Source organism: Mycobacterium pseudoshottsii JCM 15466 (assembly GCF_003584745.1).
Classification (GTDB): domain Bacteria; phylum Actinomycetota; class Actinomycetes; order Mycobacteriales; family Mycobacteriaceae; genus Mycobacterium; species Mycobacterium marinum.
Genome location: NZ_AP018410.1, coordinates 3,893,727 through 3,919,867 on the forward strand (window position 1 = coordinate 3,893,727; position 26,141 = coordinate 3,919,867).

A 26,141-nucleotide genomic window follows, 5' to 3' on the forward strand; every position below is an offset into this window, starting at 1 on the left:
CCCTGACTGCTATCCCTCGTGGGCAGCCGATCAGGACAGCTGATAGCCGTCGCGTGAGATCGAGAAACCTCCGCCGTCGCCGATATCGCGGCAGGTCACCCCCGACGTCTCACTTTCACACTGCAGCGATCCCTTGGTGATCTTGTCGCCGTAGGCCAGCGCCGGCCCGCCGCCCAGCGCGGTGTCACCGGCACAGACAAATCGAGCGGGCTGACCGGCGGTGAGCACGATGCCCTGCCCATAATTCATCATCGACTCGCAGTCGGCGGGCTTCGGCGGCGGCGACCAGGTGCGGTCACGGACATCGCAGCGCACCGACGAAGAGTCGATCATGCAGCCGATGTTGCCGCTGGGCGACGTGAAGCCGACGATGTCGGCGTGAGCCGTTGCCGGGGCGAGCACGCCGGCCGCGAACGCACCGACAACTGTAACGAGCAGGCGTTTCGGGTGGTGAGTCATTGCTTGGACCCTACTCGTCGGTTGTCGCTGCAAGGCGGGCAAAATGCATCCGTTGCCGGCCGGGACATCCGGCCAACGCCTGCCCCACCCGATACGGCCACCAACCTCGCAGCACAAGCGATTCACCTCGCGACGACATCGCTGCGCAATGGCCAACTCGCCAAGACGTCCAAACATTCAGTTGTTCAACAGGTTTAGCGGATCGACCGGTGATTGATGAGCCCGCGCGCACCGGGCTCGGGGTCTCGGATCGCACGGGTAACCGCAAGGCCACGCCCGCGGGCCGCCGTCTCGGGGGATTGTCTCGGGGGATTATTGTGCGGGTCCCGCCTGCTCTATGACGGCGCAATCGTGGCCGAACGCTACGCGGCCGTCGGAGAATTCCTCGACACCAACCCGTCCGGCGCCGATCCGACGGTGGCCGCCATCATCACCGCGGCGCGCTCCACCACCGGGGCCGCCTTCGCCGCGGACCTACACGCGCTCGCCTATGCGCGCGGTGCTGCGGCCGAACTTCTGGGCCGCTTCGACGCACTGTTGCTACCCACCACCACCGAGCACCCGAGTTTGGACGCCGTTGCGGCCGATCCGGCCGGGATCAATCGGCGGATGGGTACCTTCACCAACTTCTGCAACTTGCTGGACTTGGCCGCGATCGCCATCCCCGCCGCACCACTGCCGGACGCGAGGCCGTTCGGTGTCATGCTCATCGCCGCGGCCTTCGGCGACCAGGTCGCCATCGACATTGCGGCCCGCCTCAGCGGGGTCAGCACCCCGTTGCTGGTCAATCATGGGGTTGAGCTGGCCGTCTTCGGGGCTCATCTGCGCGGACAGCCACTGCACCCCCAACTACAAGAGCTGGGCGCCCGCTATTGCGGGCCGATCACCACCAGCGACGCCTACCGCCTGACCGTCCTGGACACCACGCCCGCCAAACCCGCGCTCGTGCGCACCGATCCCGGCGCCGGCGCCGGCATCCGCGGCGAGCTCTAGCGAATCTCGGAAGCCGGCCTGGGGCGCTTCCTGGCCGCGCTACCACCACCCATGGCGCTGACCGCGATCGAACTCGAAAACGGCAGCGAGGTGGTCGGTTTCACGGCCACCCAGGACGCAACCAGCGACGCGACCGACATCACCGCCTACCGCGGCTGGCTGGCCTATCTGGCCGCGCAACGCTAGAACCGTCGCGACCGAAACGCGGTCAGCTCTTGGTGCCGACGGTGATCAGATCAGGCACCAGCCGCGTCCAGACCGGCCGACGGACGCGGTGCTGATCGCTGATCGTGAACCCCGCGCCTTCGAACAGTGCCCGCATCTCGGCCGGCGACGGGCTGTGCTGGGGTTTCCATTTGCTGGCCGCTGGGAGCTGCAGCAGGGGCTGGCGCGCGCTCAGGGACGAGACGGCCACCAGGCCGCCGGGGGCCAAGACTCGATGAAACTCCCGCAGCGCCGCCGGCTGATCGAAGAAATGAAATGCGGTGGTGGTAACCACGGCATCGAGTGCGCCGTCATCGAACGGCAGTTGCTCCGCCGGGCCGCGCAGCCACCGCACCCGATCGGATTTGGCCCGGGCCTGGTCGAGCATCCCGTGCGACATGTCTACACCGTAGATTTCGTCAGGGTGCAGTTCGCGCTCGATCCGAGCACTGAGAATGCCAGTGCCGCAAGCAATATCAGCAATCCTGCGAGATTTGTGGGCGCGCAGCTGGGCGAGAACCTCGTCATGGGGCGGGCGATATACCCATTGCTGCAGGATTGCCAAGTCGTAGGCCGGGGCCAACAAACTCCAGATCCCCGTGACGGCGTCGTTGAAGCCCCGGCGCGGCACCGTCGTCATGCGGTCAGGACCGAACTGTAGTAGATCGTGTCTGCCATGGTCACCGAGTCATTGTTATGCGGGATCGGCGCGGCACCGTTGTCGGCCAACAGCTGACTCATCTGGGTGCCGACCGACTGCCAGCCCAGGTTTTGCAGATACAACTCCACATCCGCTCGGTCACCCTCATAGCCGAGATCACCGAACTCCAGCTCAAACCCGTGCTCACGCCATCTGGCGGTGGCCTTGCGCATCAGTTCCCGCGCCTTTTCGGCGTCTTGCTGCGGCCTGTTCGGGATCGCCTCGCAGGCCAGCCGGCTGCCCGTGGCGCTGAGCGCGGTGATGTTGTCCAGCAGTCGGTCCTGAGCTTCCGGAGGGAGATAGCCGAAGAGGCCCTCGGCAATCCACGCGGTAGGGCGACCGGCGTCAAAACCCGCTTCCGTCAAGGCCTTCGGCCAGTCTTGACGCAGATCCACGGCCACCGTGCGCAAGTCGGCTCGCGGTACTGCGCCCAGCCCCGCCAACGTGGTGGTCTTGAACGCGATCACCTCCGGCTGGTCTATCTCGAAAACCGTCATCCCGGCCGGCCAATCCAATCGGTAGGCGCGCGCGTCCAGGCCCGACGCCAGGATCACCGCCTGACGGACGCCGGCGCGGGTCGCATCCTGAAAGAACGCGTCGAAGAAGCGAGTCCGCACGGCCATCGCATCTGGCATCTGCGCTAGCTGCCAACCAGACTCCGTATCGTCGACGTCGGCTACCACCAGATTGCCGGTGACCCAGCGCGTGAAGAAGTCCACGCCGACTGCACGAACCAGCGGTTCGGCGAACCTGTCCGCAATCAAGGGGTTGTCGGCATTGGTGGCGATCGCCCGCGCCGCCGCCACCATCGTGGCCGTCGCCCCCACACTGGTGGCCAAGTCCCAGCTGTCGTTGTCTGTGCGTGGCATGCGCCCTCCGATATCGAAGCCGAAAATACTTAGTCAGTATAACCACTATCCCGGTGCGCGCTGAACCGGCGTAAAATTGATGTCTCAATGGCAGTAACCGAAAGCGTCGCGCGATGCCGAACCTCGACACGAACACCCAGAATCGGACCAACTTGTTACGGGCGGCGCTCATCGCCGTCGGCTTGATCTTCACCTTCGCCGTCTACCCCCTCACCATCATCTGGCCATCCGGCTGGAGTTGGGGTCACGGGTCATCGCATTACCTGACGATGATCATCGGCATCTACACCACACTTGGAGTCTTCCTTCTGATCGCGGCACGAGATCCGCTGGCCCACCGCAGCCTGATCTGGTTCACGGTGGTATCGAGCGTCGTTCACGCCGCGATCATGGCCGCGCAGGCGATCGGCGACCCACACGAGCGCGGCCACCTGGCCGGTGATGTGCCCGCTCTGGTGATCGTCGCCGTTGTCCTGGGTCTGTTGATGCGGGGCGCCGAAACCCCGCGACGAGTCCAGACACCCGGGTAGGCCCATCTAGGGCCCGCTCGGGCCAACTACGATCGGCGGCGAATCCTTGCCAGCCAGATATCCGAAAGGCCCAACGCCGGTGGCCCGTTCATATGATTTTGCTCAAGTCGACGTGTTCTCTGCGACGCCATATATGGGTAACCCGGTCGCGGTCGTTCTCGACGCGGCCGGGCTGGACGACGAAACGATGCAGCGCGTCGCCCGCTGGACGAACCTCTCGGAGACGACTTTCGTGCTGCCGCCCGAAGACCCGAACGCCCACTACAAGTTGCGGATCTTTACTCCTGGTGGGGAGCTTGCTTTCGCCGGTCACCCCACCCTCGGCTCGGCGCATGCCTGGCTCGAGCACCGCGAAAGCCCAGGCTGTGCGGATCACATCGTGCAGGAGTGTGGCGCAGGCCTGGTGCAACTGCGTCGCCATCACGGCATGCTGTCGTTCGCCGCCCCACCCATGCGACGCACGGGCGATCTGGACGAGGCCTATCTGACGCAGATCGTCGCCGCATTCGGCATTGCTCGCGACCAGGTGCTGGCCCACCAATGGGTTGACAACGGTCCCGGATGGGCGGTCGTGCAACTGGCCACCGCCCAAGAGGTGCTCGACCTTGAACCTGACTTCTCACAGATGTCCGCTGCCATGGTGGGGGCGATCGGCGCCTACCCGTCGGGTTCCGAACACGCGTTTGAGTTGCGCACCTTCGCTCCCGGGGTCGGGGTCGCCGAAGATCCGGTGTGCGGCAGCATGAACGCCGGCGTCGCCCAGTGGCTGACCAGCACGGGCACCGCGCCGCTGAGCTACACAGTCTCCCAAGGGGCGCGTCTGGCCAGAGCCGGAGAAATATCGATAACCACCGATCCAGACGGTGTCGTTTGGGTCAGCGGGGCGACGAGCACCTGCTTCAAAGGCACCGCCCTGTTCTAGCAACGCCACACCGCTACCCGTCGTAGCCCGTCGAAGAGGGGCTCGCACCGACCGTGGACCAGGTCATCGGGTCCGGCCCCTGGCCGACGCGCAACCCGGCAGCGCGCAAGAGAGGACGCGGGAAAAAACGGAAAAAGTGAGGGATCGAAAGCCGTAGCCTCTGTGGTCCCTCAAAAAAGCCGCATGAAAGCGGGGTCCGCGCCCTCCCCATGATCGAACCGCATGCCGGCAATCACCGCAAGTTGCGCACCTGCACGAGCGAAACCAGGCCCATCTGGTGCCGCAGCGTCCTGGGCGGAAGCAGCCGAAAGCCGTGCACACCCGGCCGGCCCGTGGCGACCTGGACGATCTTGCGCGCGATGCGGAAATCCACGTCCTTGAGCACTCCCCGATCCGTTGTCGTCTCGAGCAGTGCCGATAGGCCGGAAACCGCAAAGGGATTCGTGACATCGAGCATCACGTTGGTGGCCTCGACGAGCTGGCGCGCCCGTTCCTCGGCCGGCATTCCCGACAGGGCCGATCCGGTCGCGTCCAGGCGCGTCGTGATCCGACCGGCGAGGCGACGCAGCCGATGAGGCGCCAGCGCCATCGTCTCGGCATGGGTGACGGACATCCCGAGACAGTCGATCCGGTTGCGGCCGCGGTAGGCCGGATCGGAGGCGCACGGTTGGCCGGTCGCGCTCAGGGTGGTGCGAAGCTCTTTGGCGAGCTTGCGTTTGACGCCCAACTCGTCAAGCAACGCATCGATTCGCGCATCCGCCTCGTGCAGCGCCGCGAGGTCAGGATGAGCGATGAGGAAGTCATCGTTGTACCGCGCGTAAAAGATGCCTTCGATACCGACGATCGCCCGGTCCATGGGTATGACCGCCAGATTGCCCAGCACCGGAACAAGCGGTGTTCCCATCGCGACGCCGTAGCGCCGGGTGAACTGGACCCCGCTCTCATCGCGCACGATGGGGCGGGCCAGCGCGGTGATGAGGTCCCAGGTGTGAACTCCGATGCGGCCCTTCGAACTACCGAGGGTCGCGATCTCGCGCAGCGTTGGCCACAGCGCCGCGTCCGGACCGACCGGCAGATTGTCGCCGTAGTGTTCGAAATCTGACTGCAAGACATACAGCGGCGGGCCTTTGTCGCCCACCCGGTGGCGGTGAGCTCGCACATAGCCGGCAAGAGCACGCACCGCCGCAACATTCGTCAGGCCAGGCAGATAGGAGTAGACGCCGGGCAGGCCGTAGCAGCGCGCATTATGCGAAAGCAGCTGAAACAGAGCCGAACCCACGACGTGATCGCTGAACGCGGGCGTGTGGGCGGCGCGGACTTTCCCTTTGGTCTCGAGCATCCAGAGGTCGACCGGCTGCGGTCGGTATCGGCCGCTGCCGACACCGCGGGCTATCGCCCGCGACAGCGTGCGCCGCTGGCTTGCGGTGCCAAAGTAGGTGACGCCGCCGGCCGCCTCACCGAAGGCCAACCCGCGCCGGCGCTTCTTGGAGAAGATCCGCAGAATAGCGTCTTCGTAGGTCTTCGGATCCGCCAGTCGTCGCTCGATGTCAACGGGTTCAACCATGGCGGCCCAGCCCCGTCTCCATGGTGCCCCAGCTGAACCGCCAGGCCTTCATGGTTTGCAGCCAGCGCCTGAACACCGCGGGTTCGGGGTCGGGAGGCAGCAGCATGAGCCGACGCAGCCTGCCATCGTGATACAGCGGCGTGAGCAGGCGATCAGCCAAGGGAACCACGATGGAGCCGCCCTCGAGGCTCGCTATTGCCGCGGGCAACGCCGCGGTCAACACACCGTGGTCGAGATTGCGCATGTCTCGTGCCCCCGCGAACGTGTCGAGGTCGAAAACGATGCCGTCCGGAAAGAGCACATGAAACTCGGCGCACAGCGTTTCAACATCACCCGACTGCGATGTCACATCGTCCATTGGCAGGATCCATTTTTCGGCGATCAGACGGTCGAGGGCAGCCGCTCCGGTAGTCATCGGCATGCCCAACGAGTTGCCGCGGTTGGCAGCGCCCCCGGTGATCGCCTGGAGCGCCAGGTGGGGCTGCTGTGCGGTATCGCCGTTCGCGGTTCGCTGGTAGTAGACAAGAATCGTTGCCGACCGAAACGCGAAATGCCCTTTACCGCTGAATGTTTGCCGCATCAGCGCCACCGCGGCCGATCTCTGCTTGGCCGCGATCGAGTCCGGGATGGTGATGCTGCCGACCAGGACTGGCCCCTGCTCACGGGCGAGCGCACGCATCCAGTCCCCCAGCATCAGCAGCGTGGGCGGCGCAGGTGGGCGGCGGTCTCGATAATGCTGCAGGTCGATCAGCACGACGAGTTGGGCGATCAGCGCGGCGGTGATCTGAATCAGGTCAGAGGCGGGGTTGCGGTCCATCCATACCAGCCACAACAAGCCGGCCAGCAACACGATGGTCAAGAGGTGGGTGCCGAAGCGGCCTTCGGCGAACAGCCGGATCTGGTACATCCCGATCAAACTGCGCACGACAAAAAGCGGAAGCAACGCAAACAGGAAGCTCAGCGGAATGTCGTGCAGGACATAGGTCCCGAGCACGGCGGCAAGCGACCAGAAGAACAGGGCGATGAGCGGCGTCATCATCAGGAGCCGGTGGAAGAAGAAGAGCCGAAATTCCCTGAGCGCCGGGATACTGCGCAGTCGGACGAAGTCGAAATAGAAAAGCCCCGCGCCCTCGAAGGCGCCGCAAAACAACGGCAGCACCAAATAGAAGAACTGGAACACATCGACGTGCCGCCACGCCGCTACACCGGCGGTGAGATCAAACGATCGCGTGCTTGTCCCATACACGCCGACAATGGCAAGCACGATGATCGCGTCCATGCGCAACACAAGTCCCGACAGCGTTGTCTGCAGACCAAGCCAGGGCGGGATCTTGGGCAGCAGCCGCCAGAATGCGTACCAGGGTGCCCCCAGCTTCGGCCACAGCCCGGTCAGCCGATAGACCTCGAGGGTGAAGTGCACGGTGCCCCAAATGCCGATGGCGTTGGACGCGACGATCGCAATGATGATCGCGGCGGTGGGATACCAGTAGAGGCCGGCGGTGAGGATTCCCAGCTGCACGAAGGTGGGAGCGAGCATCAGCCATCTGGGCCGGTAGATGCGCCGGGTGGCATAGATCCCGGAATGGATCACTCGGACCGGAAAGCCGAGCGCCAGTTCCAGGACCACCAGAAGTGCATAGAGGTGCGCAATCGAGTCGTCGCCGGATGGGCGCAACAACGTCAGTGCAGCACCGGCACCGATCATCAAGACCACGGCGACAATCACCGAAAGTACCAACCAAGAGCCAATTTCGCGTTCGGCCGCGTCCCGGTCCCCGGCCCGGAAGAAACCCCTCAGCCGCTCTCGCATGACTTCGAGCAGCCCCCACCAGCCGCCACCGGCGATCAGGCTGCCGATTCGCAGCACCATGACGGTAAACACGGCCAGCCCGCCGAGGCTGGAGAGCAGCAGCAGGAATTCGATGACGTGAACGGCGAATCGGCTGGTGTCGAGCAGGAACGCGGACCGCAGCCGGTAACGGAAGTAGGCGAAGATCCGGCCGGTGAGCAGGCTCGTGTAGAGAGAAACCAAGCGGCCTTCCCGGCGCGCTCTGCGCTGGAACCAGCGATCGATCTCGTTCACGAGACGCGTTTCCGGCGCCGCAAGCTCGTCGGCTGCGGCAAACACATGTGATCTTTGGCGGGCGATCCACCAACGTTGACACACGGACGTGAAAAGCTGTACTGCGTTACTGGTTTGGGCGAGTGCGGGAATCTCCCGCTCAACACCGCTGAGAAGAGTGGACCATGCAACTGCGGCGAGGCGACAAGGCTGTACTTTCGATATCGGCCGGTCTCGCGGCGATTGTCGTCGCGGCTGTCGCCTTCGGCCTGCTCGTGGTGGACCGCTCGCCGCCACCCTCCAAACAACCCGGCAACAGCAGCTCGAGCCTGCTCGTGATGACCTGGGGCCCCAGCCTGTGCCGGGTCGAGCGCAACAACTCCGGATGCAGATCCGGTCACGTCGAGAAGTTGGGGCGGACATTGATCCTGCACGGGCTCTGGCCCCAACCCCCAACCGAACAGTTCTGCGACGTGCCAACAGCGGACGAAGGTCGGGCTCGTGACCATCTACGCGATACCGACATCGCGTCGCTGGATCTGCCGCAGGACGTGCAATCGAAGTTGCAGTCGATGATGTCGGACATCAAGGCCATGGTGCCGCACGAGTGGTATGCGCATGGCAGCTGTTCCGGCGTCACACCGGCGGTCTACTTCAGCGCTGCCGTGACACTCGCCGACCAGCTCGGCAGGATCCTCGATCCGGTGTTCGAGAAGGCGCAGGGCCGGCAACTGTCGCTCGGCACGATACGCGAGCGCATCGATGCCGAACTGGGCGACGGGGCGGGCGAGCGCGTCAGTCTCACCTGCCGGGATGTCGACAAGAAAGAGATCGTCGTCTACGAGGTGCAACTGTCGCTTCCTCCCGTCGCCGAACTTGGCGCCACCCAGAGCACCCTGTCACTGCAAGACTTGCTCTTCAAAGGCCCAACGATATCCGCCCAATGCCGGCGTGGACGTGTGCCGTGAGGATTTGCTCAAGTTTTGCAAACTCCACCGCTGCATAAACCCAACGCCGTCGGTGGCGGTCGTTTCGCGGGTACCATCCCACCTCGCATCTGCACCCCGGTCAACCGCATACGGACTTCGATCCCGTGTCACCGGCCCGGGCATCAACCCGACCCGGCAAGCTGGTGACCGGCCGGTGAATGCCCGGCCCGAGCGCCGCGATGAACCTGAATCCGAAACCAGCGGGCCATCATCCATGCGATAGATACGCCCACGGAAATGGATGCGCGCCGGCCGGACGACGAATCCGTCCTACCTACAGCACGTCGACTTGCCGGTCGGGCCCCGACGGATCGACTGCCGCACCGCAACCAGGGAACATCACACCGATACCCTCCCGGGGTAGGGTCTTATCCTTCGGCGCCCGAGCTGATTAGCATTCCCGCTGTGGGTACGCCGGGCATCAGACATTTTGCCCGCCCAATCGCTGGACCGTGGTTTGGCGACCGGCCGGGCACCAGCTCATGCACCAATCCGAAATTCAAGAAGTAGGAGAAAGCATGCATATTGCGCTAGTACGAGCGGCGGCGGTCGCGGTGCTCCTGTCCCCCGGCTTCCTCGCCGTCGGCTGCGGTTCGGACTCGACGAAGTCCGGACCAACCACGCCGACCCAGTCGACGGCCAGCGGGGCATCTTCGACAACCACGGCCCAGGCCAGCGGCGGTGAATGCCCCGCGGCGACCGCGGTCAACGTCAGCTCGACAAACGGCGGCTACCCGGATGGGATCAATTGGTCCACCGTCTACGCGGCGGCAGATCGCCCGCTGGCCGGCCTGGGGGGTGACGGCAGGGCCATCGTGGTGTACATCGGCACCACCAAGCGTCCGCTGGCGGATCTCAAGGATCGCAAGATTGAACTGGCGGCCGATGAGGCGTTCCTCAAGCTGGAGTTCACCAACGGCGCGCAGAATGCCGGGGAAGGCGACTATACGACCTCCAGCGACCGCAAAGACCCCAACACGTTCGATCTCTCGATCCGGGTGACCGGACGGACGACGGTGCAGATGTCGCAGGCAAAGGGCAAGGCCCAGCTGGTCACCGACGGTAACCGGGTCTGCGGCAACTTCGACATCGCGGACAAGTGGACGTCGGCGTCTGGCACCTTCGCAGCCGAGGTGGCAACCTAGCCCCACCAGCCGGTTCATCGGCGTGCGCGTGGTGCGGCAGGATGGATATCACCATGACCGACACCGCGACCGATCCTGCGCCCCCAACTGCCAGCCGGGGGCGTCACCTGGTGCGGCTCGCGCTGTTCGCCGGTTTCCTGCTCGGGATGTTCTATCTGGTTGCCGTGGCCCGTGTCATCGACATCGCGGGGATCCGTAGCGCGATCACGGCGGCGGGCCCCCTGGCGCCGCTGGCGTATGTCGTGATGTCGACCGTCCTCGGCGCGATGTTCGTCCCGGGTCCGATCCTGGCGGCCGGCAGCGGCGTGCTGTTCGGCCCGGTACTGGGCACATTCGTGACCCTGGGCGCGACGGTGGGTACCGCGGTGGTCGCCAGCCTGCTCGGCCGGCGCGCGGGCCGGGACAGCGCCCGTGTCCTGCTGGGCACCGACCGCGCCAATCGTCTCGATGCACGGATCGAACGTCAGGGGCTGTGGGCGGTGGTTGGCCAGCGCTTCATCCCCGGCATCTCGGACGCACTGGCCTCCTACACCTTCGGGGCCTTTGGGGTACCGCTGTGGCAGATGATCGTCGGGTCGCTCATCGGATCTGCGCCGCGCGCGTTCGTCTACACCGCGCTGGGTGCCACCATCATGAACCTGTCGTCCTGGCTGGCGTACGCGGCCATCACCCTCTGGTGCGTGACCGCGATCGTCGGGGCAGTCACCGCGCGGCGCGAGTACCGCAAGTGGCGTGAGCGCGCGAGCGACCCGGCGCCGGCCGAGTCGGCCTAGGTTCATCCGCGTCGACGACGACACCATCGGGTGACGGCTGGGCGGCGCTGCCGTACGGTCGCCAGCGACCCGTGAATCTTGTTTGGAAGGTGAGCGCACGCGATGCCGGAGCAGTCTCAGTTCCCATCCGCGGCTAGTGTCGCCGTGAGTCTGGCGTGGGTGGGCGGTGCGCTGGTCGGCGCTTACCTGCTCGGCGTGCTGTTGTCGTGGATATTGAAACGCATCGGCCGGCGCAGCGAACTGCTGGGCGATATCGCGCCGCTTACCCACAAGCCGCTTCGGGTCACATTGATGGTGATTGCCGCGATTGTCGCGGTACACGGTTCCGTGCACGGTGCCGTGGCCTCACACGGCTGGGTTGACCACACCCTGGTGCTGCTGTTGATCGCCGCCATCACCTGGCTGGTGGCCAGCCTGGTGCTCGTCGCGGAGCGGCGCGCGATCAATCAGTTCGGTGGCGGTGACGCGACGATGACCGATGCCGATCTGCACCGCAGACGGATCCGGACCCAGGTGACGACGCTGCGCAGGCTGGCGGTGGCCGCCGTGGTGCTGTTGGGTCTGGCGGCGGCCCTGATGACCTTCCCCGCCTTCGCCGCGCTCGGCACCGCCCTGTTGGCCTCCGCGGGCGTGCTGTCGGTGGTGGCCGGTCTTGCCGCGCAGACCTCGCTCGGTGCGGTCTTCGCCGGTATCCAGATAGCGTTCTCCGACGCCATCCGCGTCGGCGATGTCGTTGTGCTCGAGGATAAATGGGGCCGCATCGAGGAGATCACGCTGACCTATGTGGTGGTAAACCTCTGGGACCAGCGACGGCTGGTCTTGCCCACCACTTACTTCACCACGACACCATTTGAGAACTGGACGCGCAATGCCACCGAACTGCTGGGCACCGTCGAACTCGACGTCGACTTCGCGGTTGGGCTGCAGGCGATGCGCGCCGAACTACAGCGCCAGCTGGCCGGCAGCGAACTTTGGGACCAGCGCGTTGGCGCGTTGCAGGTGACCGACGCCGTCGGCGGCCACGTGCGGGTGCGGATACTGGTCAGTGCGCCCAATGCCGGCGCCCTGTGGGACCTGCGCTGCGCGGTCCGCGAAGGCATGGTCGACTGGTTGCAGCGCAACCAACCCGCAGCCCTACCGCGCTGGCGCGTTGCGCATTCCGACACCCGTTGCGCCGGACAGCCCGCATGCCGTGATGCCGGAAACGGCGCAAATGAGCAGGACCCTGGCTAGTCGACTGCGCGATCGGGTGTTCCGTGGTCGCGTGTGTGGCCCGGACACCGGCCCCTTGTGCCGCGACATCGGAGGCCAAGCTGGCACCGACGAGTTGGCGCTACGACTCCGTCTCCAAGTCTGCGTCGGTGCCGTGGCCGACTCCGGAGGCACGCGAAAAGATCTTGCGGCGCAACACCCAAACGACCGCCAGCACCAGCACGCCTAGTACCGGGATCCACGGCAGCAGAAATCCAATAGTCAACACCAGGCCATCGACAGTCGCGATCAATGACTGCCATCCGCGTTCGAGGGCTCCGAGGAAACCACCGGGCGCCACCGTCGACTTGGACGAGAGAGTGACATTGATTGTTGCATAGGAGATTTCGTCACCGAGTGTGGTGCGCTGGGCACGCAGCGAGTCCAGCTCGGCCTGACGCTCGGTCAGCGACGACTCCGCGGCGAGTAGGTCGGCAACACTGCCGGCCCGGCCCATCAGCTCGCGCAGGCGATTCACCGATGTTTGCAGAGCCTCGATGCGGGCGTCGAGGTCGACGCGTTGGGACGTGACGTCGGTGCGGCCGATCGACATCGATTCCACTTCACCGAGATTCTTCGCGTCGGCCAGAACGCCGTCGAGCTTGTCGGCGGGGATGCGCACGACGAGGCTGACCGTGGGCGAGGAGGCCCCGGAGCGTTCCGAGCGCGAGTCGACCCTGCCGCCGGCGTCGGAGACCGCGGCGGCGAGCTGGTCGGCGGCTTGGGCGGGCGCTGCGACGACCATCTGCAGCGATCCGTTGGTGATGATGTCCCGTTTGTAGGTTCCGTCCGCCGGGGTCCTTGGTGGCGGCGGCGCTTCCGGCAACGCGACCGTGTTCTCGGTGCCGCCGAGGCTGCCCTTGGTCTCCGGAATCCCGATTGAATCCGCGATTTCGGGAGGCTTGCCGCCCACTATGCCGGTGCTTTGATCACGCGTCGCGGTGGACAAGCCGTCACCGCTAAGCGACCAGATCCAGCCGGTGCCAACCAGCAGCGCACTGACCAGCGCCACCGCAACTACGTTGCGTAGCTTGACCGTTCGCGCTTTCGATCGCTTGGCTTCCGAGTCGCCGCGGGCGGATCCTTCCGCCCGCCGGGTCGATACCGCATTCTGCGACGCGCCCCTGACTCGCGGCGGGTCGTGGGGGGCCGGCACCGCGACGGGCTGGATCACCCGGTGGTGCAGGGCGCCCTCGGCTACCACGCGGCCGTCCCGAAGTTCACTGGCGACATAGGCGGTGAACCTGCACAAGACACCGAAGCGCAGCGACGTGTCGACGATCCGCGTCGCCACGTCGTCTCGGGTATCCGCTGGCGCCGCGGCGTAGCCGTCCTCGAGGTCGCGCAGGTGGGCCCGCGCCCATTGCGCCGTCACGGCTGGGACCGCGCAGCGCTCCGCGGCCACGGTGATCGACCAGTCCGCGCCCGCCTCGGTGGCGCCGCGCACGGTCAGCGAACCGGGCGCACTCCCCCGATACCGTCCGGACACCACCAGCGGCACCCCGGGCAACAGGTCGGGCAACCGAGCCGGGCTCATGGTGTCCTCGATAGCCGTGAACCCCGCGGCACGTACTTCCAGCCCGGTCGCCAGCGGCGTCCGGGCGCAGCGCTGGATGACGCCGGGCAGGGCCTCGTCGAGGCGGTCCTCGTTGTCCACCAGCACGCAGCGTCCCCCACCGACACCGGCCAGGCGGCGCAGGAATCCGGCGTTGACAGCCTCATCGACACCGATCGTGTGCAGCCGTACCCGCCCCAGATCGCCGGACAGCTCTTGCAGTAGCTGGTCCTCGTTGCCGACCTGCCCGTCGGAGATCAGGATGAGCACCGCATCATCGGTGTCGGCCACCTGCTCCCGGCCCAACAGGGCCAGCGCCCGCCGCAACGGCGCGAGCATTTCGGTGTCGCCGCGCGCTTCGACGCGAGCGAGGTGCTCGACCGCGCGATAGCGATGCCGGTCACTGGCCTCGGTCAACCCCGCGGGCAGACCGACCGGATACTCGATGCCGTCATCGAAGGTCAGCACCGCGAACCGGTCGTCGCTGGTGAGCGCGTCCACGATGCGGGATGCGGCGCGGCGGGCGGCGGTCATCTTCCACCCGGCCATGCTGCGGGAGCGGTCCAGCACCAGCACCAGGTGCCGTGGGCGCGGTGTTGCGGCACCGGCCGGCGGCAGCACCGTCAGCTGGTAGGTGCCCTCGTCGCCCTCGGCATCGGGAACCAGCACCAGCGAGCTGGCGAGTTCCTGGGCGTCGCAGTCCAGCCGCAAGACGAAATCCCGGTTGGCCGGTGCACCGGGTGTCACCTGTATGCGCCCGTCGGCACCGGTCACCGCGGGCATGTTTGATCGCACCTGCGACAGGTTGAAACCGGCGGGGTCGATCCCGACGTCGGTGGTCACCGGAACCGAGTGCGCAAATCCTGCCACCAGCATCGGCGGGGTGATCCGAGATGCGTCGGGGACCGCGTCAGTGTCGTCGGCGTAGCCGTCGCCGACAGCAATATCGGCCAGCGGTTCACCCGGGATGTAGCGGGGTGCGACCACCAATGGGAAGCGGAATGTCGCCTCACCATCCTCGTAGGTCAGCGGGTTGATGATGGCGAGCGCGACGGTGACCCGTTGACCGGGCACGATATTGCCGACCCGGATGGTGAACACGTCCGGCCGGTCCTCCTCGAGGATCCGGGCCGATCGTCCCGATGCGATGGCCTCGTCATACGCGCGGCGAGCAGCCTCACGCTCGCGCAACTCGGCTTCAACATCGCGCCCGTCGACGCTCACCCGCATGCGGGTGACCGCCGCACGATCTGGCAGCGGGAACACATAGCTGGCTTCCAGGGCTACGTCGAAAGCGTTGACGAAGTCTTGCCTCAGCTCGACTCGGCTGGTGAGTCCGGTGATATCGACCCCAACATCGACGCGTTCGAGTGGCAGGCTGCCCCGGTCGGTGCTCAGCGCGCCCGGGCCAGGCTGGCCGTCGGCGGCGACGGGGCCGGTCGTATCGGCCTCAGTCGTCGGCGTGATGCGCACGGTCATGATGGGCTCCGTTCATCTCATCCTGGGATAGCAGGCCCGACAGCAAGCCGCGGTCGGCCAACAGTTGCAGCAATGGCCGGGCGGCCGCACGGATCGCGTGCAGGTCGTCGTCACCGGGGCGGCCTTGGCCCTCGGCGGGCAGCAACAGCGTCACCCCGCCAGGCAGGCTTACCGCCGCAAGCGACGTGACAGTGTCAGCACCGCCACCGTCGGTCGCCGGTTCGACGGTGACCGGCCGATCGGCCCAGAAGCGGCTGCGGCGGCTCGGGTGGACCTCGGCCGATGCCCGCGCCGCGGCCGTGACCAGTTCGTCGGGAACGGCGGCCACCCTGCTCAACGTTTCGTTGGTCGCTCCGGCGAGCTCGGCTTGAATGTCGGCCAACGAACGGCCCTCAGCCTGGCGACGTTTGACCCCAATGACCTGCAGCAGGTGCCGCGGGCCATACAACGCGGTGCGCCCCTGCATGACCGGCCGGTCGACGAGCCCGGTAGTCGTGTACCACCGCACCGAGCGTCGATCGGGAAGCTAGCGAACCCGGCCGTTGGGCGCTCCCGGGTAGGCGGGATCGGCCAGCCCGGCAGCAACCCGTCGCACCAGCTCGTCCAGCGTCCACGACGCCCGCTCGGCCATCCGTCGATACTGACACTGTCACTATTACACTGTCAACGTCTGGGTGTCTCCGACCTTGAAGCACTGCGACGACGGCCCACTCGATCCGGGCGGATCCGGACGGATCTTCGGGCCTGGCCAGTCGGCGCCCACCGGCCCAGGCGGAACGGCTCACGAGCACGATTCGGTAATCCCACCGCCAACGGCTCGCGTCTCACCCAGAATAGGGAGTCGTGAACGGTGCTGCTCCCCTAGGCGGGCGACAGGGTTGATGGCGGAAAGATCGTGTTGAGTTTCGGCGCCCTCGGGCCATTGGAGATGACGATCGATGGCGTAGCCGTGCCGTTGGGCACCCCCAAGCAACGGGCGGTGCTGGCCGCGTTGCTGATCAATCGCAACCGCCCCGTCGCAATCGATGCGTTGATCGAGGCGGCGTGGGAACAGGGGGCTCCGGCGGGGGCACGAGAAACGCTGTATGCGTATGTGTCAAAGCTGCGTCGCCTGATGGCCGGCGCCGGCATCGAGACCCGGGAACTGCTGGCAAACATGCCGCCGGGATATCGACTCACGGTTGCTGACGGCGACTACGACCTCGGCCGTTTCGTGACCGAAAAGAACGCCGGGGTACGGGCCGCCGCGGCTTCGGGCTTTGAACAGGCTAGCGACCACTTCTCGGCCGCGCTTGCCCAGTGGCGCGGTCCCGTGCTCGACGACCTACGCGACTTCACCTTCGTCGACGCCTTCGCCACCGGACTGGCCGAGGAAAAACTGGTCACACAAATCGCTCGCGCGGAAGTTGAAATTGCTTGCGGCCGCGCCCAGTCGGTAATTGGCGAGCTGGAAGGACTCACCACCGACCACCCCTACCGGGAACCGCTTTGGGTGCAGCTGATCACCGCTTACTATCTGGCCGAACGCCAATCCGATGCGCTGGATGCCTATCGTCGACTGCGGGACAGGCTGGCAGACGGCCTCGGTGTCGACCCCGCTCCTACGGTGCGCGCGCTATATGGACGAATCCTGCGTCAGCGGCCACTCGACGTCTGCAAGACCGCCCAGTCGAACGCCGATGAAACCATCAGCACCCTGTCGGTCCACATGCCGGCCATTCCGGACGCCACCCACGGCCCCTCGCTACGCGACGCGAACGAACGTCGGTATCCGTTGGTCGCGACCACCACCCGGATCGGGCGCAGCCCGGACAATGACATCGTTCTTTCCGGTGGCAAGGTCAGCCGTCACCACGCCGCGATCGTTGACACCGGGTCCAGCTTCGTCATCGTGGATTTGCGGTCACTGAACGGCGTTTCCGTTTCTGGTCGGCGTGTTCATACCAGCACCGCGCTAACCGAAGGTGACCGGATTCGCATTGCCGAACACCAGTTGATGTTCGAAACCGCCTCCGGAGCCGACAGGGTGTCCTAGGCCGCAACGGCGATGAGCGTGATGCGCCGAGCATCGTCGATCGTCGAGATAGCCCAGCACGGCTGTGCCCAGCCGCATCTATCTGTCGAAGTGCAGGGGGCCGATCCCAGGGCTCCGGCGTTGTTGATTAGCAGGCTTGTGAGCTGGGTTGATGATCTTTGGTGCCGCGCTATTGGGGCCGGAGTGTAGGCACGGGCTATCTGGAGAACGATCGAGTTGGTTACTGTTCGTCGTTGGTCTGGAGTTGCCCGTGCCTACCGTTTCAGTATTGCGTGTGTCGTCGGTTCCAGAGGTGTTCGACCGCTGGAGTCCTGGTGAGCGCAGCGAGCTCATCGGATCGGAGTTTCTCGATGTGTTGGCCTCGGTGCCAGACCCGAGGGGCCCACGCGGTCGGAGGTATTCGCTGATGGCTTTGTTGGCGATTGCGGTTCTGGCCACTGCCGCGGGGATGCGCGGCTATGCTGGTTTTGCCACATGGGCGGCCACCGCTCCCGATGATGTGTTGGCCCAATTAGGGGTCCGGTTCCGGCGGCCCAGTGAGAAGACCTTCCGCGCTGTTTTGTCTCGGCTAGACCCCGCCGACCTCAACGCCAGGATGGGCAGTTACTTCACTGCACACGTGGCCAGCAGCGACCCCAGTGGATTGGTGCCGATCGCGTTGGACGGCAAGATGCTGCGTGGTGCTTTACGCGCCAAAGCGACAGCCACGCATCTCGTGTCGGTGTTCGCCCACCGTGCCCGATTGGTGCTCGGTCAACTCGCTGTCGCCGAGAAAAGCAATGAAATTCCCTGCGTACGCGCCCTGCTCACGCTGCTGCCGGGTAGCTTGCGGTGGCTGGTCACCGTGGATGCGATGCATACCCAGGTCGTCACCGCGAAGTTGATCTGCGCCACCTTGAAGTCGCACTACCTGATGATCGTCAAGTCCAACCAAGCCAAAATACTTGCGCGTATCACCGCGCTGCCCTGGGCCGAGGTGCCCACAGCCGCTACCGACGACTCCCGCGGCCACGGCCGTGTCGAGACCCGCACCCTGCAAATCATCACCGCTGCACGAGGAATCGGCTTCCCCTACGCAAAACAAATCATCCGGATCACTCGTGAACGCTTGATCACCGCCACCGACCAGCGCAGCGTGGAGGTGGTCTATGCCATCTGCAGCCTGCCGTTCGAGCACGCCCGCCCTACCGCGATCATGACCTGGATGCGTCAACACTGGGGAATCGAGAACAGCCTGCACTGGATACGCGACGTCACCTTCGACGAAGACCGTCAAAGGGCACATACCGGAAACGGCGCACAGGTCCTAGCAACGCTACGCAACACCGCGATCAATCTGCACCGCCTCAACGGCGCCGACAACATCGCCGAAGCCTGCCGGATCACCGCTTTGACCGCCAACCGCCGCCTAGACCTCCTCAATCCACAATTCCCCAGCTCACAAGCCTGCTAATCAACAACGCCGGAGCCCTGGGGCCGATCCCAACCAGGTTGTCGCCGTTGAGGAAAGCCCCAAGGTTGTGGTTACCAGTGTTGAAGAAACCCTCGTTGAAGGTCCCATGGTTAGCCAGACCCAACAACCCCAACCCCGGCAACGGCAGACTAGAGTTGTTGCTACCCACATTGAAAGCACCAACATTGTTGAGGCCGTCGTTGCCGATACCCAACCCACCGAACTGAGTCAGCGGATCAGTAGGGGTGAAATGCGGGCCGACGTTCCCGATACCGATATTGACCGAACCGTTGTTGAAGGCGCCGATGTTGTCCAGACCGTTGTTGGCGATGCCGAGCCCCCCGAACAGGGTAATCGGATCAGTAGGAGTGAAGTCCGGACTGATGTTGCTGATACCGAAGTTCAGCGTGCCGTTGTTGAAGAACCCGACATTGCCCTGACCAACATTGCCATAGCCATAATTCGGCCACTCCGACGCCGCCCCTGGTAGCCCGGCCAGGTCTGCACTGTTGAAGCGCAGGGGGCCGATCCCAACCAGGTTGTCGCCGTTGAGGAAAGCCCCAAGGTTGTGGTTACCAGTGTTGAAGAAACCCTGGTTGAAGGTCCCGTGGTTAGCCAGACCCAACAACCCCAATCCCGGCAACGGCAGACCAGAGTTGTTGCTACCCACATTGAAAGCACCAACATTGTTGAGGCCGTCGTTGCCGATACCCAACCCACCGAACTGAGTCAGCGGATCAGTAGGAGTGAAATGCGGGCTAACGTTCCCGATACCGATATTGACCGAACCATCGTTGAACGCACCAACATTGAACAGACCATTGTTCGCGACCCCCGCCCCACCAAACAACGTGATCGGATCAGTAGGAGTGAAGTCCGGACTGACATTGCTGATACCGAAGTTCAGCGTGCCGTTGTTGAAGAACGCGAAATTACCCTGACCAACATTGCCGTAGCCATAGTTCGGCCACTCCGACGCCGCGGGCGAGATCAGCTGGGCAGCAGCGGCGGCCGCTCCGCTGTGGTATCCCACCATCGCGGCCACGTCCTGTGCCCACATCTCCTCATAGATTCCCTCGGTGGCCGCGATCGCCGGCGCGTTCTGCCCGAACAGGTTCGACAGCACCAGGGACACAAAGTTGGAACGGTTGACCGCTATCAGCTCCGGGTGCACGGTGGCTGCCACCGCCGATTCAAACGCACCCACCACCGCTTCGGCCTGTGCCGATGCACTCGACGCGTGGGTTGCAGCGGTGTTCAACCACCCCGCATACGGCGCTGCCGCGGCAAGCATCGCTTTGGACGCCGGCCCCTGCCAGGCCTGGGCGGCTAATTCCGCGGTCGTCGAGGAAAACGATTGCGCTGCCGCATCGAGCTCAGAAGCCAAGGCATTCCAGGCAGCGGAGGCCTCCTACATGGGAGCCGAGCCTGCGCCGGCTAACATCAACGCCGAATTGATCTCCGGCGGTAACGCGAAAAAACTCATCGCCCATTATCCCTTCCCACAAACCCGCCCCCGGGCAAATGTCCGAAAAGTCCTACAGCGGAACAGACGGTACAGCGGCAGGCCCGACCGAGGTTGCGCAACGAGAAAAAAAGGAAGAATTGAGACCTTCCGCCTGCCGACATGGCCCAAATAGATTCATCCCACCAGTACTGAACAGGCAAAAGGCGCTAACCACACACCAGCCGCATCTCACCCATGAGAAAATCCGAGCCCTCCTGCACGCCTCCGACCACGTACTTGAACCGGGTTGCCTGGACTCCTACGCGGGCGGCGAGAGCAATGATCAGAGCGTTCTGGATGAATTTCTGTGGGCGGGCGCGAAAGTGGGCATGTGTTCGCGTGGGTGATCTGACCGTCGAAGTGGTGTTGCGCGAGGCGCTGCCCGCGGCCGGGGGCGATGGAGGTCAAAAGCACCGCGGGGCATCGACCGCCCTATCACCCCTGATTCGGTTGAGCGGCAGCGGCCTTCCCCGCCCATCCCGCCCGTGCCAGCTCGCTAGCCGCGACTTACGGCCGGCGTCGCAGGGATGGCTGTCGGCCCCCTGGCGCGGCGCTACCACCGGCCGCGGCGGCAATTGCTGCGGTCCGGATGATTTCGGGGGACGATGGTGCCCAACGAGTGGGTCCGTAAAGTGCACCCGGCGTACTTGCCGAGGCCAGAGCGGACACACAACAAGCTCCGAAAAAGCAAGTCGTTACGGTTGGGGTAATTGATACAGCCGGTGCACGAGTGCGAAAGTCGAGTGCGCTGGTTGCTGGGACTAGTGTTGGCGCAGGAGGTCCGATGACGGGTACCGATGCCGGTGGGCACCCATCTGACCCAGCCGTGACCGAGAACGAGTCCTATGAGGTACTGCGTCGTCTGCAAGGGCCACACCGCAATTCCACGAGTTCGACCGGTGGGGTAGGCGAATTTTCCGAAATCACCATCACAAATGCGGTGCCGGAATTGGCTGACCTGGGGTTTGTCGACGCGTATGAGGTGGGACGAGGCGGGTATGGGGTGGTGTATCGCTGCCTGCAGGCCGAGTTGGGCCGGGTGGTGGCGGTCAAGACGTTGACCGCCGATGTGGACGAGTGGGGGCCGCGGTTTCTGCGGGAGGAGCAGGCCATGGCCCGACTGACCGCGCGTCCCAATATTGTGCCGGTGCTGCAGGTGGGGCAAACCGCCAGCGGTCTGCCGTTCTTGGTGATGCCGTTTTGTGGGCGCGGGTCTGTGCAGCAACGGATCGAGCGCTATGGGGTGTTGGCGGTCGAGGAGGTGCTGCGGATCGGGGTGAAGATCGCGGCGGCCTTGGAGTCGGCGCATCGGGTGGGCGTGGTGCACCGCGACGTCAAGCCCGCCAACGTGTTGCTCACTGATTACGGTGAGCCCGCGCTATGCGACTTCGGCATCGCGCGGATGGAGGCGGGATTTGAGACCGGGCCCGGGATGTTCGTCGGGTCACCCGCAGGGCTCCGGCGTTGTTGATTAGCAGGCTTGTGAGCTGGGGAATTGTGGATTGAGGAGGTCTAGGCGGCGGTTGGCGGTCAAAGCGGTGATCCGGCAGGCTTCGGCGATGTTGTCGGCGCCGTTGAGGCGGTGCAGATTGATCGCGGTGTTGCGTAGCGTTGCTAGGACCTGTGCGCCGTTTCCGGTATGTGCCCTTTGACGGTCTTCGTCGAAGGTGACGTCGCGTATCCAGTGCAGGCTGTTCTCGATTCCCCAGTGTTGACGCATCCAGGTCATGATCGCGGTAGGGCGGGCGTGCTCGAAGGGCAGGCTGCAGATGGCATAGACCACCTCCACGCTGCGCTGGTCGGTGGCGGTGATCAAGCGTTCACGAGTGATCCGGATGATTTGTTTTGCGTAGGGGAAGCCGATTCCTCGTGCAGCGGTGATGATTTGCGGGGTGCGGGTCTCGACACGGCCGTGGCCGCGGGAGTCGTCGGTAGCGGCTGTGGGCACCTCGGCCCAGGGCAGCGCGGTGATACGCGCAAGTATTTTGGCTTGGTTGGACTTGACGATCATCAGGTAGTGCGACTTCAAGGTGGCGCAGATCAACTTCGCGGTGACGACCTGGGTATGCATCGCATCCACGGTGACCAGCCACCGCAAGCTACCCGGCAGCAGCGTGAGCAGGGCACGTACGCAGGGAATTTCATTGCTTTTCTCGGCGACAGCGAGTTGACCGAGCACCAATCGGGCACGGTGGGCGAACACCGACACGAGATGCGTGGCTGTCGCTTTGGCGCGTAAAGCACCACGCAGCATCTTGCCGTCCAACGCGATCGGCACCAATCCACTGGGGTCGCGGCTGGCCACGTGTGCAGTGAAGTAACTGCCCATCCTGGCGTTGAGGTCGGCGGGGTCTAGCCGAGACAAAACAGCGCGGAAGGTCTTCTCACTGGGCCGCCGGAACCGGACCCCTAATTGGGCCAACACATCATCGGGAGCGGTGGCCGCCCATGTGGCAAAACCAGCATAGCCGCGCATCCCCGCGGCAGTGGCCAGAACCGCGATCGCCAACAAAGCCATCAGCGAATACCTCCGACCGCGTGGGTCCCTCGGGTCTGGCACCGAGGCCAACACATCGAGAAACTCCGATCCGATGAGCTCGCTGCGCTCACCAGGACTCCAGCGGTCGAACACCTCTGGAACCGACGACACACGCAATACTGAAACGGTAGGCACGGGCAACTCCAGACCAACGACGAACAGTAACCAACTCGATCGTTCTCCAGATAGCCCGTGCCTACACTCCGGCCCCAATAGCGCGGCACCAAAGATCATCAACCCAGCTCACAAGCCTGCTAATCAACAACGCCGGAGCCCTGGGGTCACCCGCCTATACCGCTCCGGAGTTGTTGGCTGGTGAATCGCCTAACGCCGCGTCGGATGTGTATGCGCTTGGAGCCAGCCTGTTTGCCGGATTGACGGGCGATGCGGCGTTCGAACGGCGCAATGGTGAGCAGGTGGTGGCGCAATTCCTGCGGATCGCCAATGAGTCGATCCCGGATTTGCGTGACAACAATATTCCCACCCAGGTGGCGGACGTGGTCAATGCGGCGATGGCCCGCGAGCCCGGGGATCGCCCTTCGGCGCTCAAGCTGGGTGAAATGATCCAGCAGGCCCAAGCCGATCTTGGGCTGGCTGTTGATGCGATGGCGCTGCCGGAAGCCAACGGTGAGGAGGGAATTCGGTCGGCGCGCCGGATACCGACGGGGGCGCGTTCCGGGGCGGAGCGCTACGGACCGGGCCGGGTGCCGGTTCTGCCGGCCGGGCTGGTGGGACGCCGCGACGAGCTGGCGCAGTTGCGAAAGTCGTTGTACAGCTCGCGGCTGGTGACGGTGACGGGCATGGGTGGAGTCGGAAAAACCACGCTCGCGATCGCCGCGGCCGGCCAGTTGCGCGCCGAGTTCTCCGATCAGGTGTGGCTCGTCGAGCTCTCCGAGCTACGCGACGGCGACATGCTAGCTGAGGTCGCCATCGCCGCCCTGGGGGTCTGCGATCAAACGGGCGCGCCGCCAACCGACGTGCTTGTCGAATTTCTTGGCCACGGCATGACTCTGCTGGTGATCGACAACTGTGAACAGATCATCGACGCGGTAGCCAAACAGGTCGACAACTTGCTGCACCACTGCCCGCAGCTACACATTCTGGCTACCAGCCGTGAAGTCCTCGATATCGATGGGGAATCTGTCCTACCGTTGATGCCACTCGCGGTGCCCGAAACCGATGCCGACTCCACGCTGGGCAGTCTGGCCCGCTATGACGCGGTGGAGTTGTTCGTTGCTCGCGCCCGGGCCGGGGTCCCCGAGTTCCGCCTGACCCACGCCAATGCGGCGGCGGTGGCCCGCGTCTGCGCGCGCCTGGACGGCTTGCCGCTGGCGATTGAGCTGGCGGCAGCCCGGCTACGGGCATTGTCGATCGAGCAGATCGCCGACGGTCTGGCGGACCGCTACCGCCTACTCAGCCGTGGCCACCGCGGTGCGCCCACCCGGCAACAAAACCTCGTCAGCTGTGTGGCGTGGAGCCATGACCTGTGTACCCCCACCGAACAACACCTGTGGGCAATACTGTCGGTCTTCGCCGGCAGTTTCGATCTGCCCGCCGCCCGGCATGTGAGCGCCGGCAGTTTGCTCGACGAGCAGTGTCTGGATGTGATGTGCACGCTTGTCGACAAGTCCATCCTGATCCGCACCGAGCACGATGGCCAAGTTCGGTTCCGATTGCTCGACACCCTGCGCGACTACGGCCGCACCCACCTCAGCGCTGCCGAACACCACCAACTGCGCCACCGCCAAGCCGACTACTACCACCGTCTGGCGACGCAAGCGTACAGCGATTGGTTTGGACCTCAACAAATCGAATGGTTGAGTCGTCTCACCGCAGAAACGCCTAACCTGCGCGAAGCGCTGCAATTCTGCATCACCCATGAACCTGCCACCGCGCTGGAATTGGCCGCAAATTTGCGCGAGATCTGGATTCCGCGCGGAATGTTCAGCGAAGGGTACCGCTGGCTGGATCTCGCGCTGACTGCGTTACCACCCCTACCCAGCCCCGAACGCATCCGAGCGTTGGCTCACATTTCGGAGTTCGCAAATTTTCGCGGCAATTTGCCGAGAGCGACGGAGCTAGTCGCGCAGGCACGCCAACTTTACGAATCGCTGGCCGATCGACGAGTAATTGCCGTGCTCGAATGCACCGACGGCCATATGGCGATGATCAACGGTGATTTCGAACGCGCGCGAGACTGTCTCCGACGTGCTGCGTCGGCAACCGACGACCTGCAATCCAAGGGCTGCGCGATGTTGCTCATGGGTTGGGACTCTCTCTTTTGGGGCGATGTTGAGAATGCGTCAGACTGGTTCGAGAAGGCCCTTGCCGTGTCCGAATCCCACGGCGAATCGTTGCAACGATCATATGTGTTGGTATGCACCGGAATTAGTTCATGGCGCCGAGGCGAGTTCGAACGCGCCGAGCAACAGCTCCAGCAGGGTATCCAAATTTGTCGAGCACTCAATGATCGGTGGATGGCCGCGCAGTATTTTGAGGCACTGGCGTGGTGCGCCGGATCCAATGAGGACTTCCGGCGTGCCGTCGTGTTGATGGCGGCGGCCAATGTGCTGAGCCCGGCTACTGGATTTCCGCTGATGGCACTTTTCTCCGGACTTCACGACGAGTGTGAACAGCGCTCCCGCGCCGGGCTCGACGACGCGGAATATCAGGCGGCTTGGAACCAAGGCAGCGCGCTGAGCTTTCAACAGGCCGTCATGGTCGCCATGGGCGAATGATGAGAACTACCTTTTGCGGGCCTACGTGGCCTGTCCCCTAGACGGCTCACCCGGATAAGCGGCGCGCCGTAACCCCAGCGGCCCTTTGCGCCCTGCGGTTCAACAGTGACGCCCAAGATCACCGGCGGCTGGTTGGAAATCCCACAACCTGGGGAAATGCCCGACTATTCAAACACCGCACGCGAGAAATTGCACCGCTTAACGCGGGTTGCCCCGGTGATCATCGGCGATTGACGCCGACCGACCGGGCGACGGTAAGGATTTGTAAAGGTCGGAACCCGATAGTGCTGACATGCGAACCCAACACGGTTCCAGGCAGCCGGATCCACAGGTGCCAGGTCGGCGACGTCAACCTGCCCCGCTACGGCTCGCCC

18 protein-coding genes and 4 pseudogenes are annotated in these 26,141 nt (G+C 64.6%); 13 read left to right on the forward strand and 9 right to left on the reverse strand.

Annotated elements, in window-relative coordinates; translation table 11 throughout:
• Positions 1-30: 30 nt before the first annotated feature.
• Positions 31-459, reverse strand: a complete 429-nt coding sequence (locus MPSD_RS17750; protein WP_015356375.1) for a DUF6636 domain-containing protein — start codon at positions 457-459, stop codon at positions 31-33.
• Between the two features lie 312 nt (positions 460-771).
• Between MPSD_RS17750 and MPSD_RS17760 the strand changes: the two are divergent.
• Positions 772-1,638: pseudogene (locus MPSD_RS17760) on the forward strand (allophanate hydrolase-related protein); the annotation flags it as partial.
• A gap of 22 nt (positions 1,639-1,660) precedes the next feature.
• On the opposite strand, the gene MPSD_RS17765 reads toward MPSD_RS17760, so the two are convergent.
• Positions 1,661-2,296: a class I SAM-dependent methyltransferase gene (locus MPSD_RS17765; protein ID WP_020725830.1), complete on the reverse strand. Its 636-nt coding sequence runs from the start codon at positions 2,294-2,296 to the stop codon at positions 1,661-1,663.
• A complete protein-coding gene (locus tag MPSD_RS17770; RefSeq protein WP_020786876.1) occupies positions 2,293-3,225 on the reverse strand; it encodes an SAM-dependent methyltransferase in 933 nt (310 codons plus the stop codon). Before MPSD_RS17770 ends, MPSD_RS17765 begins: the two co-directional genes overlap by 4 nt.
• Positions 3,226-3,338: 113 nt before the next feature.
• Between MPSD_RS17770 and MPSD_RS17775 the strand changes: the two genes are divergently transcribed.
• Positions 3,339-3,755, forward strand: coding sequence for a DUF6632 domain-containing protein (locus MPSD_RS17775; protein WP_011740684.1), 417 nt, complete (start codon positions 3,339-3,341; stop codon positions 3,753-3,755).
• 79 nt (positions 3,756-3,834) lie between these two features.
• Entirely contained in the window at positions 3,835-4,677 is an 843-nt protein-coding gene (locus tag MPSD_RS17780) for a PhzF family phenazine biosynthesis protein (RefSeq protein ID WP_015356380.1), read from the forward strand.
• A gap of 232 nt (positions 4,678-4,909) precedes the next feature.
• On the opposite strand, the gene MPSD_RS17785 is transcribed toward MPSD_RS17780, so the two are convergent.
• Positions 4,910-6,241: an RNA-dependent RNA polymerase family protein gene (locus MPSD_RS17785; RefSeq protein WP_086084936.1), complete on the reverse strand. Its 1,332-nt coding sequence runs from the start codon at positions 6,239-6,241 to the stop codon at positions 4,910-4,912.
• Positions 6,234-8,324: a hypothetical protein gene (locus MPSD_RS17790; protein ID WP_020786873.1), complete on the reverse strand. Its 2,091-nt coding sequence runs from the start codon at positions 8,322-8,324 to the stop codon at positions 6,234-6,236. The genes MPSD_RS17785 and MPSD_RS17790 overlap by 8 nt, the downstream gene beginning before the upstream one ends.
• A 164-nt stretch (positions 8,325-8,488) precedes the next feature.
• On the opposite strand from MPSD_RS17790, the gene MPSD_RS17795 reads away from it, so the two are divergent.
• The 4 genes from MPSD_RS17795 (at position 8,489) to MPSD_RS17810 (ending at position 12,443) form a co-directional block, all read left to right on the forward strand.
• Positions 8,489-9,271, forward strand: coding sequence for a ribonuclease T2 family protein (locus tag MPSD_RS17795; protein ID WP_020786872.1), 783 nt, complete (start codon positions 8,489-8,491; stop codon positions 9,269-9,271).
• 539 nt (positions 9,272-9,810) lie between these two features.
• A complete protein-coding gene (locus MPSD_RS17800; protein WP_020786871.1) occupies positions 9,811-10,437 on the forward strand; it encodes a hypothetical protein in 627 nt (208 codons plus the stop codon).
• 53 nt (positions 10,438-10,490) lie between these two features.
• On the forward strand, positions 10,491-11,210 hold the full coding sequence (locus MPSD_RS17805) for a TVP38/TMEM64 family protein (protein WP_086084955.1): 720 nt from the start codon (positions 10,491-10,493) through the stop codon (positions 11,208-11,210).
• 102 nt (positions 11,211-11,312) lie between these two features.
• A complete protein-coding gene (locus MPSD_RS17810; protein WP_086084935.1) occupies positions 11,313-12,443 on the forward strand; it encodes a mechanosensitive ion channel family protein in 1,131 nt (376 codons plus the stop codon).
• A gap of 100 nt (positions 12,444-12,543) precedes the next feature.
• On the opposite strand, the gene MPSD_RS17815 is transcribed toward MPSD_RS17810, so the two are convergent.
• The gene (locus tag MPSD_RS17815; RefSeq protein WP_086084934.1) at positions 12,544-15,495 is read right to left on the reverse strand and encodes a DUF4349 domain-containing protein; all 2,952 of its coding nucleotides are present in this window, start codon (positions 15,493-15,495) and stop codon (positions 12,544-12,546) included.
• Positions 15,467-16,003: a MerR family transcriptional regulator gene (locus tag MPSD_RS17820; RefSeq protein WP_232022576.1), complete on the reverse strand. Its 537-nt coding sequence runs from the start codon at positions 16,001-16,003 to the stop codon at positions 15,467-15,469. The genes MPSD_RS17815 and MPSD_RS17820 overlap by 29 nt, the downstream gene beginning before the upstream one ends.
• Positions 16,004-16,390: 387 nt before the next feature.
• Here MPSD_RS17820 and MPSD_RS17825 point away from each other — a divergent pair, with 387 nt between their 5' ends.
• Entirely contained in the window at positions 16,391-17,530 is a 1,140-nt protein-coding gene (locus MPSD_RS17825) for a BTAD domain-containing putative transcriptional regulator (protein WP_086084933.1), read from the forward strand.
• A 250-nt stretch (positions 17,531-17,780) separates the two neighbouring features.
• On the forward strand, positions 17,781-18,983 hold the full coding sequence (locus tag MPSD_RS17835; RefSeq protein WP_420811934.1) for an ISAs1-like element IS2404/ISMul1 family transposase: 1,203 nt from the start codon (positions 17,781-17,783) through the stop codon (positions 18,981-18,983).
• A gap of 895 nt (positions 18,984-19,878) precedes the next feature.
• Here MPSD_RS17835 and MPSD_RS31070 read toward each other — a convergent pair.
• Positions 19,879-20,469, reverse strand: a pseudogene (locus MPSD_RS31070) (PPE family protein); the annotation flags it as partial.
• 805 nt (positions 20,470-21,274) lie between these two features.
• Here MPSD_RS31070 and MPSD_RS17845 point away from each other — a divergent pair.
• Positions 21,275-21,943 (forward strand): annotated as a pseudogene (locus MPSD_RS17845) (serine/threonine-protein kinase); the annotation flags it as partial.
• An 18-nt stretch (positions 21,944-21,961) separates the two neighbouring features.
• On the opposite strand, the gene MPSD_RS17850 reads toward MPSD_RS17845, so the two are convergent.
• Positions 21,962-23,164 (reverse strand): ISAs1-like element IS2404/ISMul1 family transposase, encoded by a 1,203-nt coding sequence (locus tag MPSD_RS17850; RefSeq protein WP_420811938.1) that lies wholly within the window; start codon positions 23,162-23,164, stop codon positions 21,962-21,964.
• 173 nt (positions 23,165-23,337) lie between these two features.
• Here MPSD_RS17850 and MPSD_RS29545 point away from each other — a divergent pair.
• The 3 genes and pseudogenes from MPSD_RS29545 to MPSD_RS30285 all read left to right on the forward strand — a co-directional run.
• A pseudogene (locus MPSD_RS29545) lies at positions 23,338-23,523 on the forward strand (hypothetical protein); the annotation flags it as partial.
• A 234-nt stretch (positions 23,524-23,757) separates the two neighbouring features.
• The gene (locus MPSD_RS17860) at positions 23,758-25,767 is read left to right on the forward strand and encodes an ATP-binding protein (RefSeq protein ID WP_232022886.1); all 2,010 of its coding nucleotides are present in this window, start codon (positions 23,758-23,760) and stop codon (positions 25,765-25,767) included.
• A 105-nt stretch (positions 25,768-25,872) separates the two neighbouring features.
• Positions 25,873-26,001: a hypothetical protein gene (locus MPSD_RS30285; RefSeq protein ID WP_020725846.1), complete on the forward strand. Its 129-nt coding sequence runs from the start codon at positions 25,873-25,875 to the stop codon at positions 25,999-26,001.
• Positions 26,002-26,141: the final 140 nt, after the last annotated feature.

Coding starts and splice junctions, on each gene's coding strand:
- MPSD_RS17815 (WP_086084934.1), bottom strand. CDS start 15,495: ATGACCGTGCGCATCACGCCGACGACTGAGGCCGATACGACCGGCCCC.
- MPSD_RS17785 (WP_086084936.1), bottom strand. CDS start 6,241: ATGGTTGAACCCGTTGACATCGAGCGACGACTGGCGGATCCGAAGACC.
- MPSD_RS17765 (WP_020725830.1), bottom strand. CDS start 2,296: ATGACGACGGTGCCGCGCCGGGGCTTCAACGACGCCGTCACGGGGATC.
- MPSD_RS17805 (WP_086084955.1), top strand. CDS start 10,491: ATGACCGACACCGCGACCGATCCTGCGCCCCCAACTGCCAGCCGGGGG.
- MPSD_RS17795 (WP_020786872.1), top strand. CDS start 8,489: ATGCAACTGCGGCGAGGCGACAAGGCTGTACTTTCGATATCGGCCGGT.
- MPSD_RS17750 (WP_015356375.1), bottom strand. CDS start 459: ATGACTCACCACCCGAAACGCCTGCTCGTTACAGTTGTCGGTGCGTTC.
- MPSD_RS17810 (WP_086084935.1), top strand. CDS start 11,313: ATGCCGGAGCAGTCTCAGTTCCCATCCGCGGCTAGTGTCGCCGTGAGT.
- MPSD_RS17770 (WP_020786876.1), bottom strand. CDS start 3,225: ATGCCACGCACAGACAACGACAGCTGGGACTTGGCCACCAGTGTGGGG.
- MPSD_RS17800 (WP_020786871.1), top strand. CDS start 9,811: ATGCATATTGCGCTAGTACGAGCGGCGGCGGTCGCGGTGCTCCTGTCC.
- MPSD_RS17775 (WP_011740684.1), top strand. CDS start 3,339: ATGCCGAACCTCGACACGAACACCCAGAATCGGACCAACTTGTTACGG.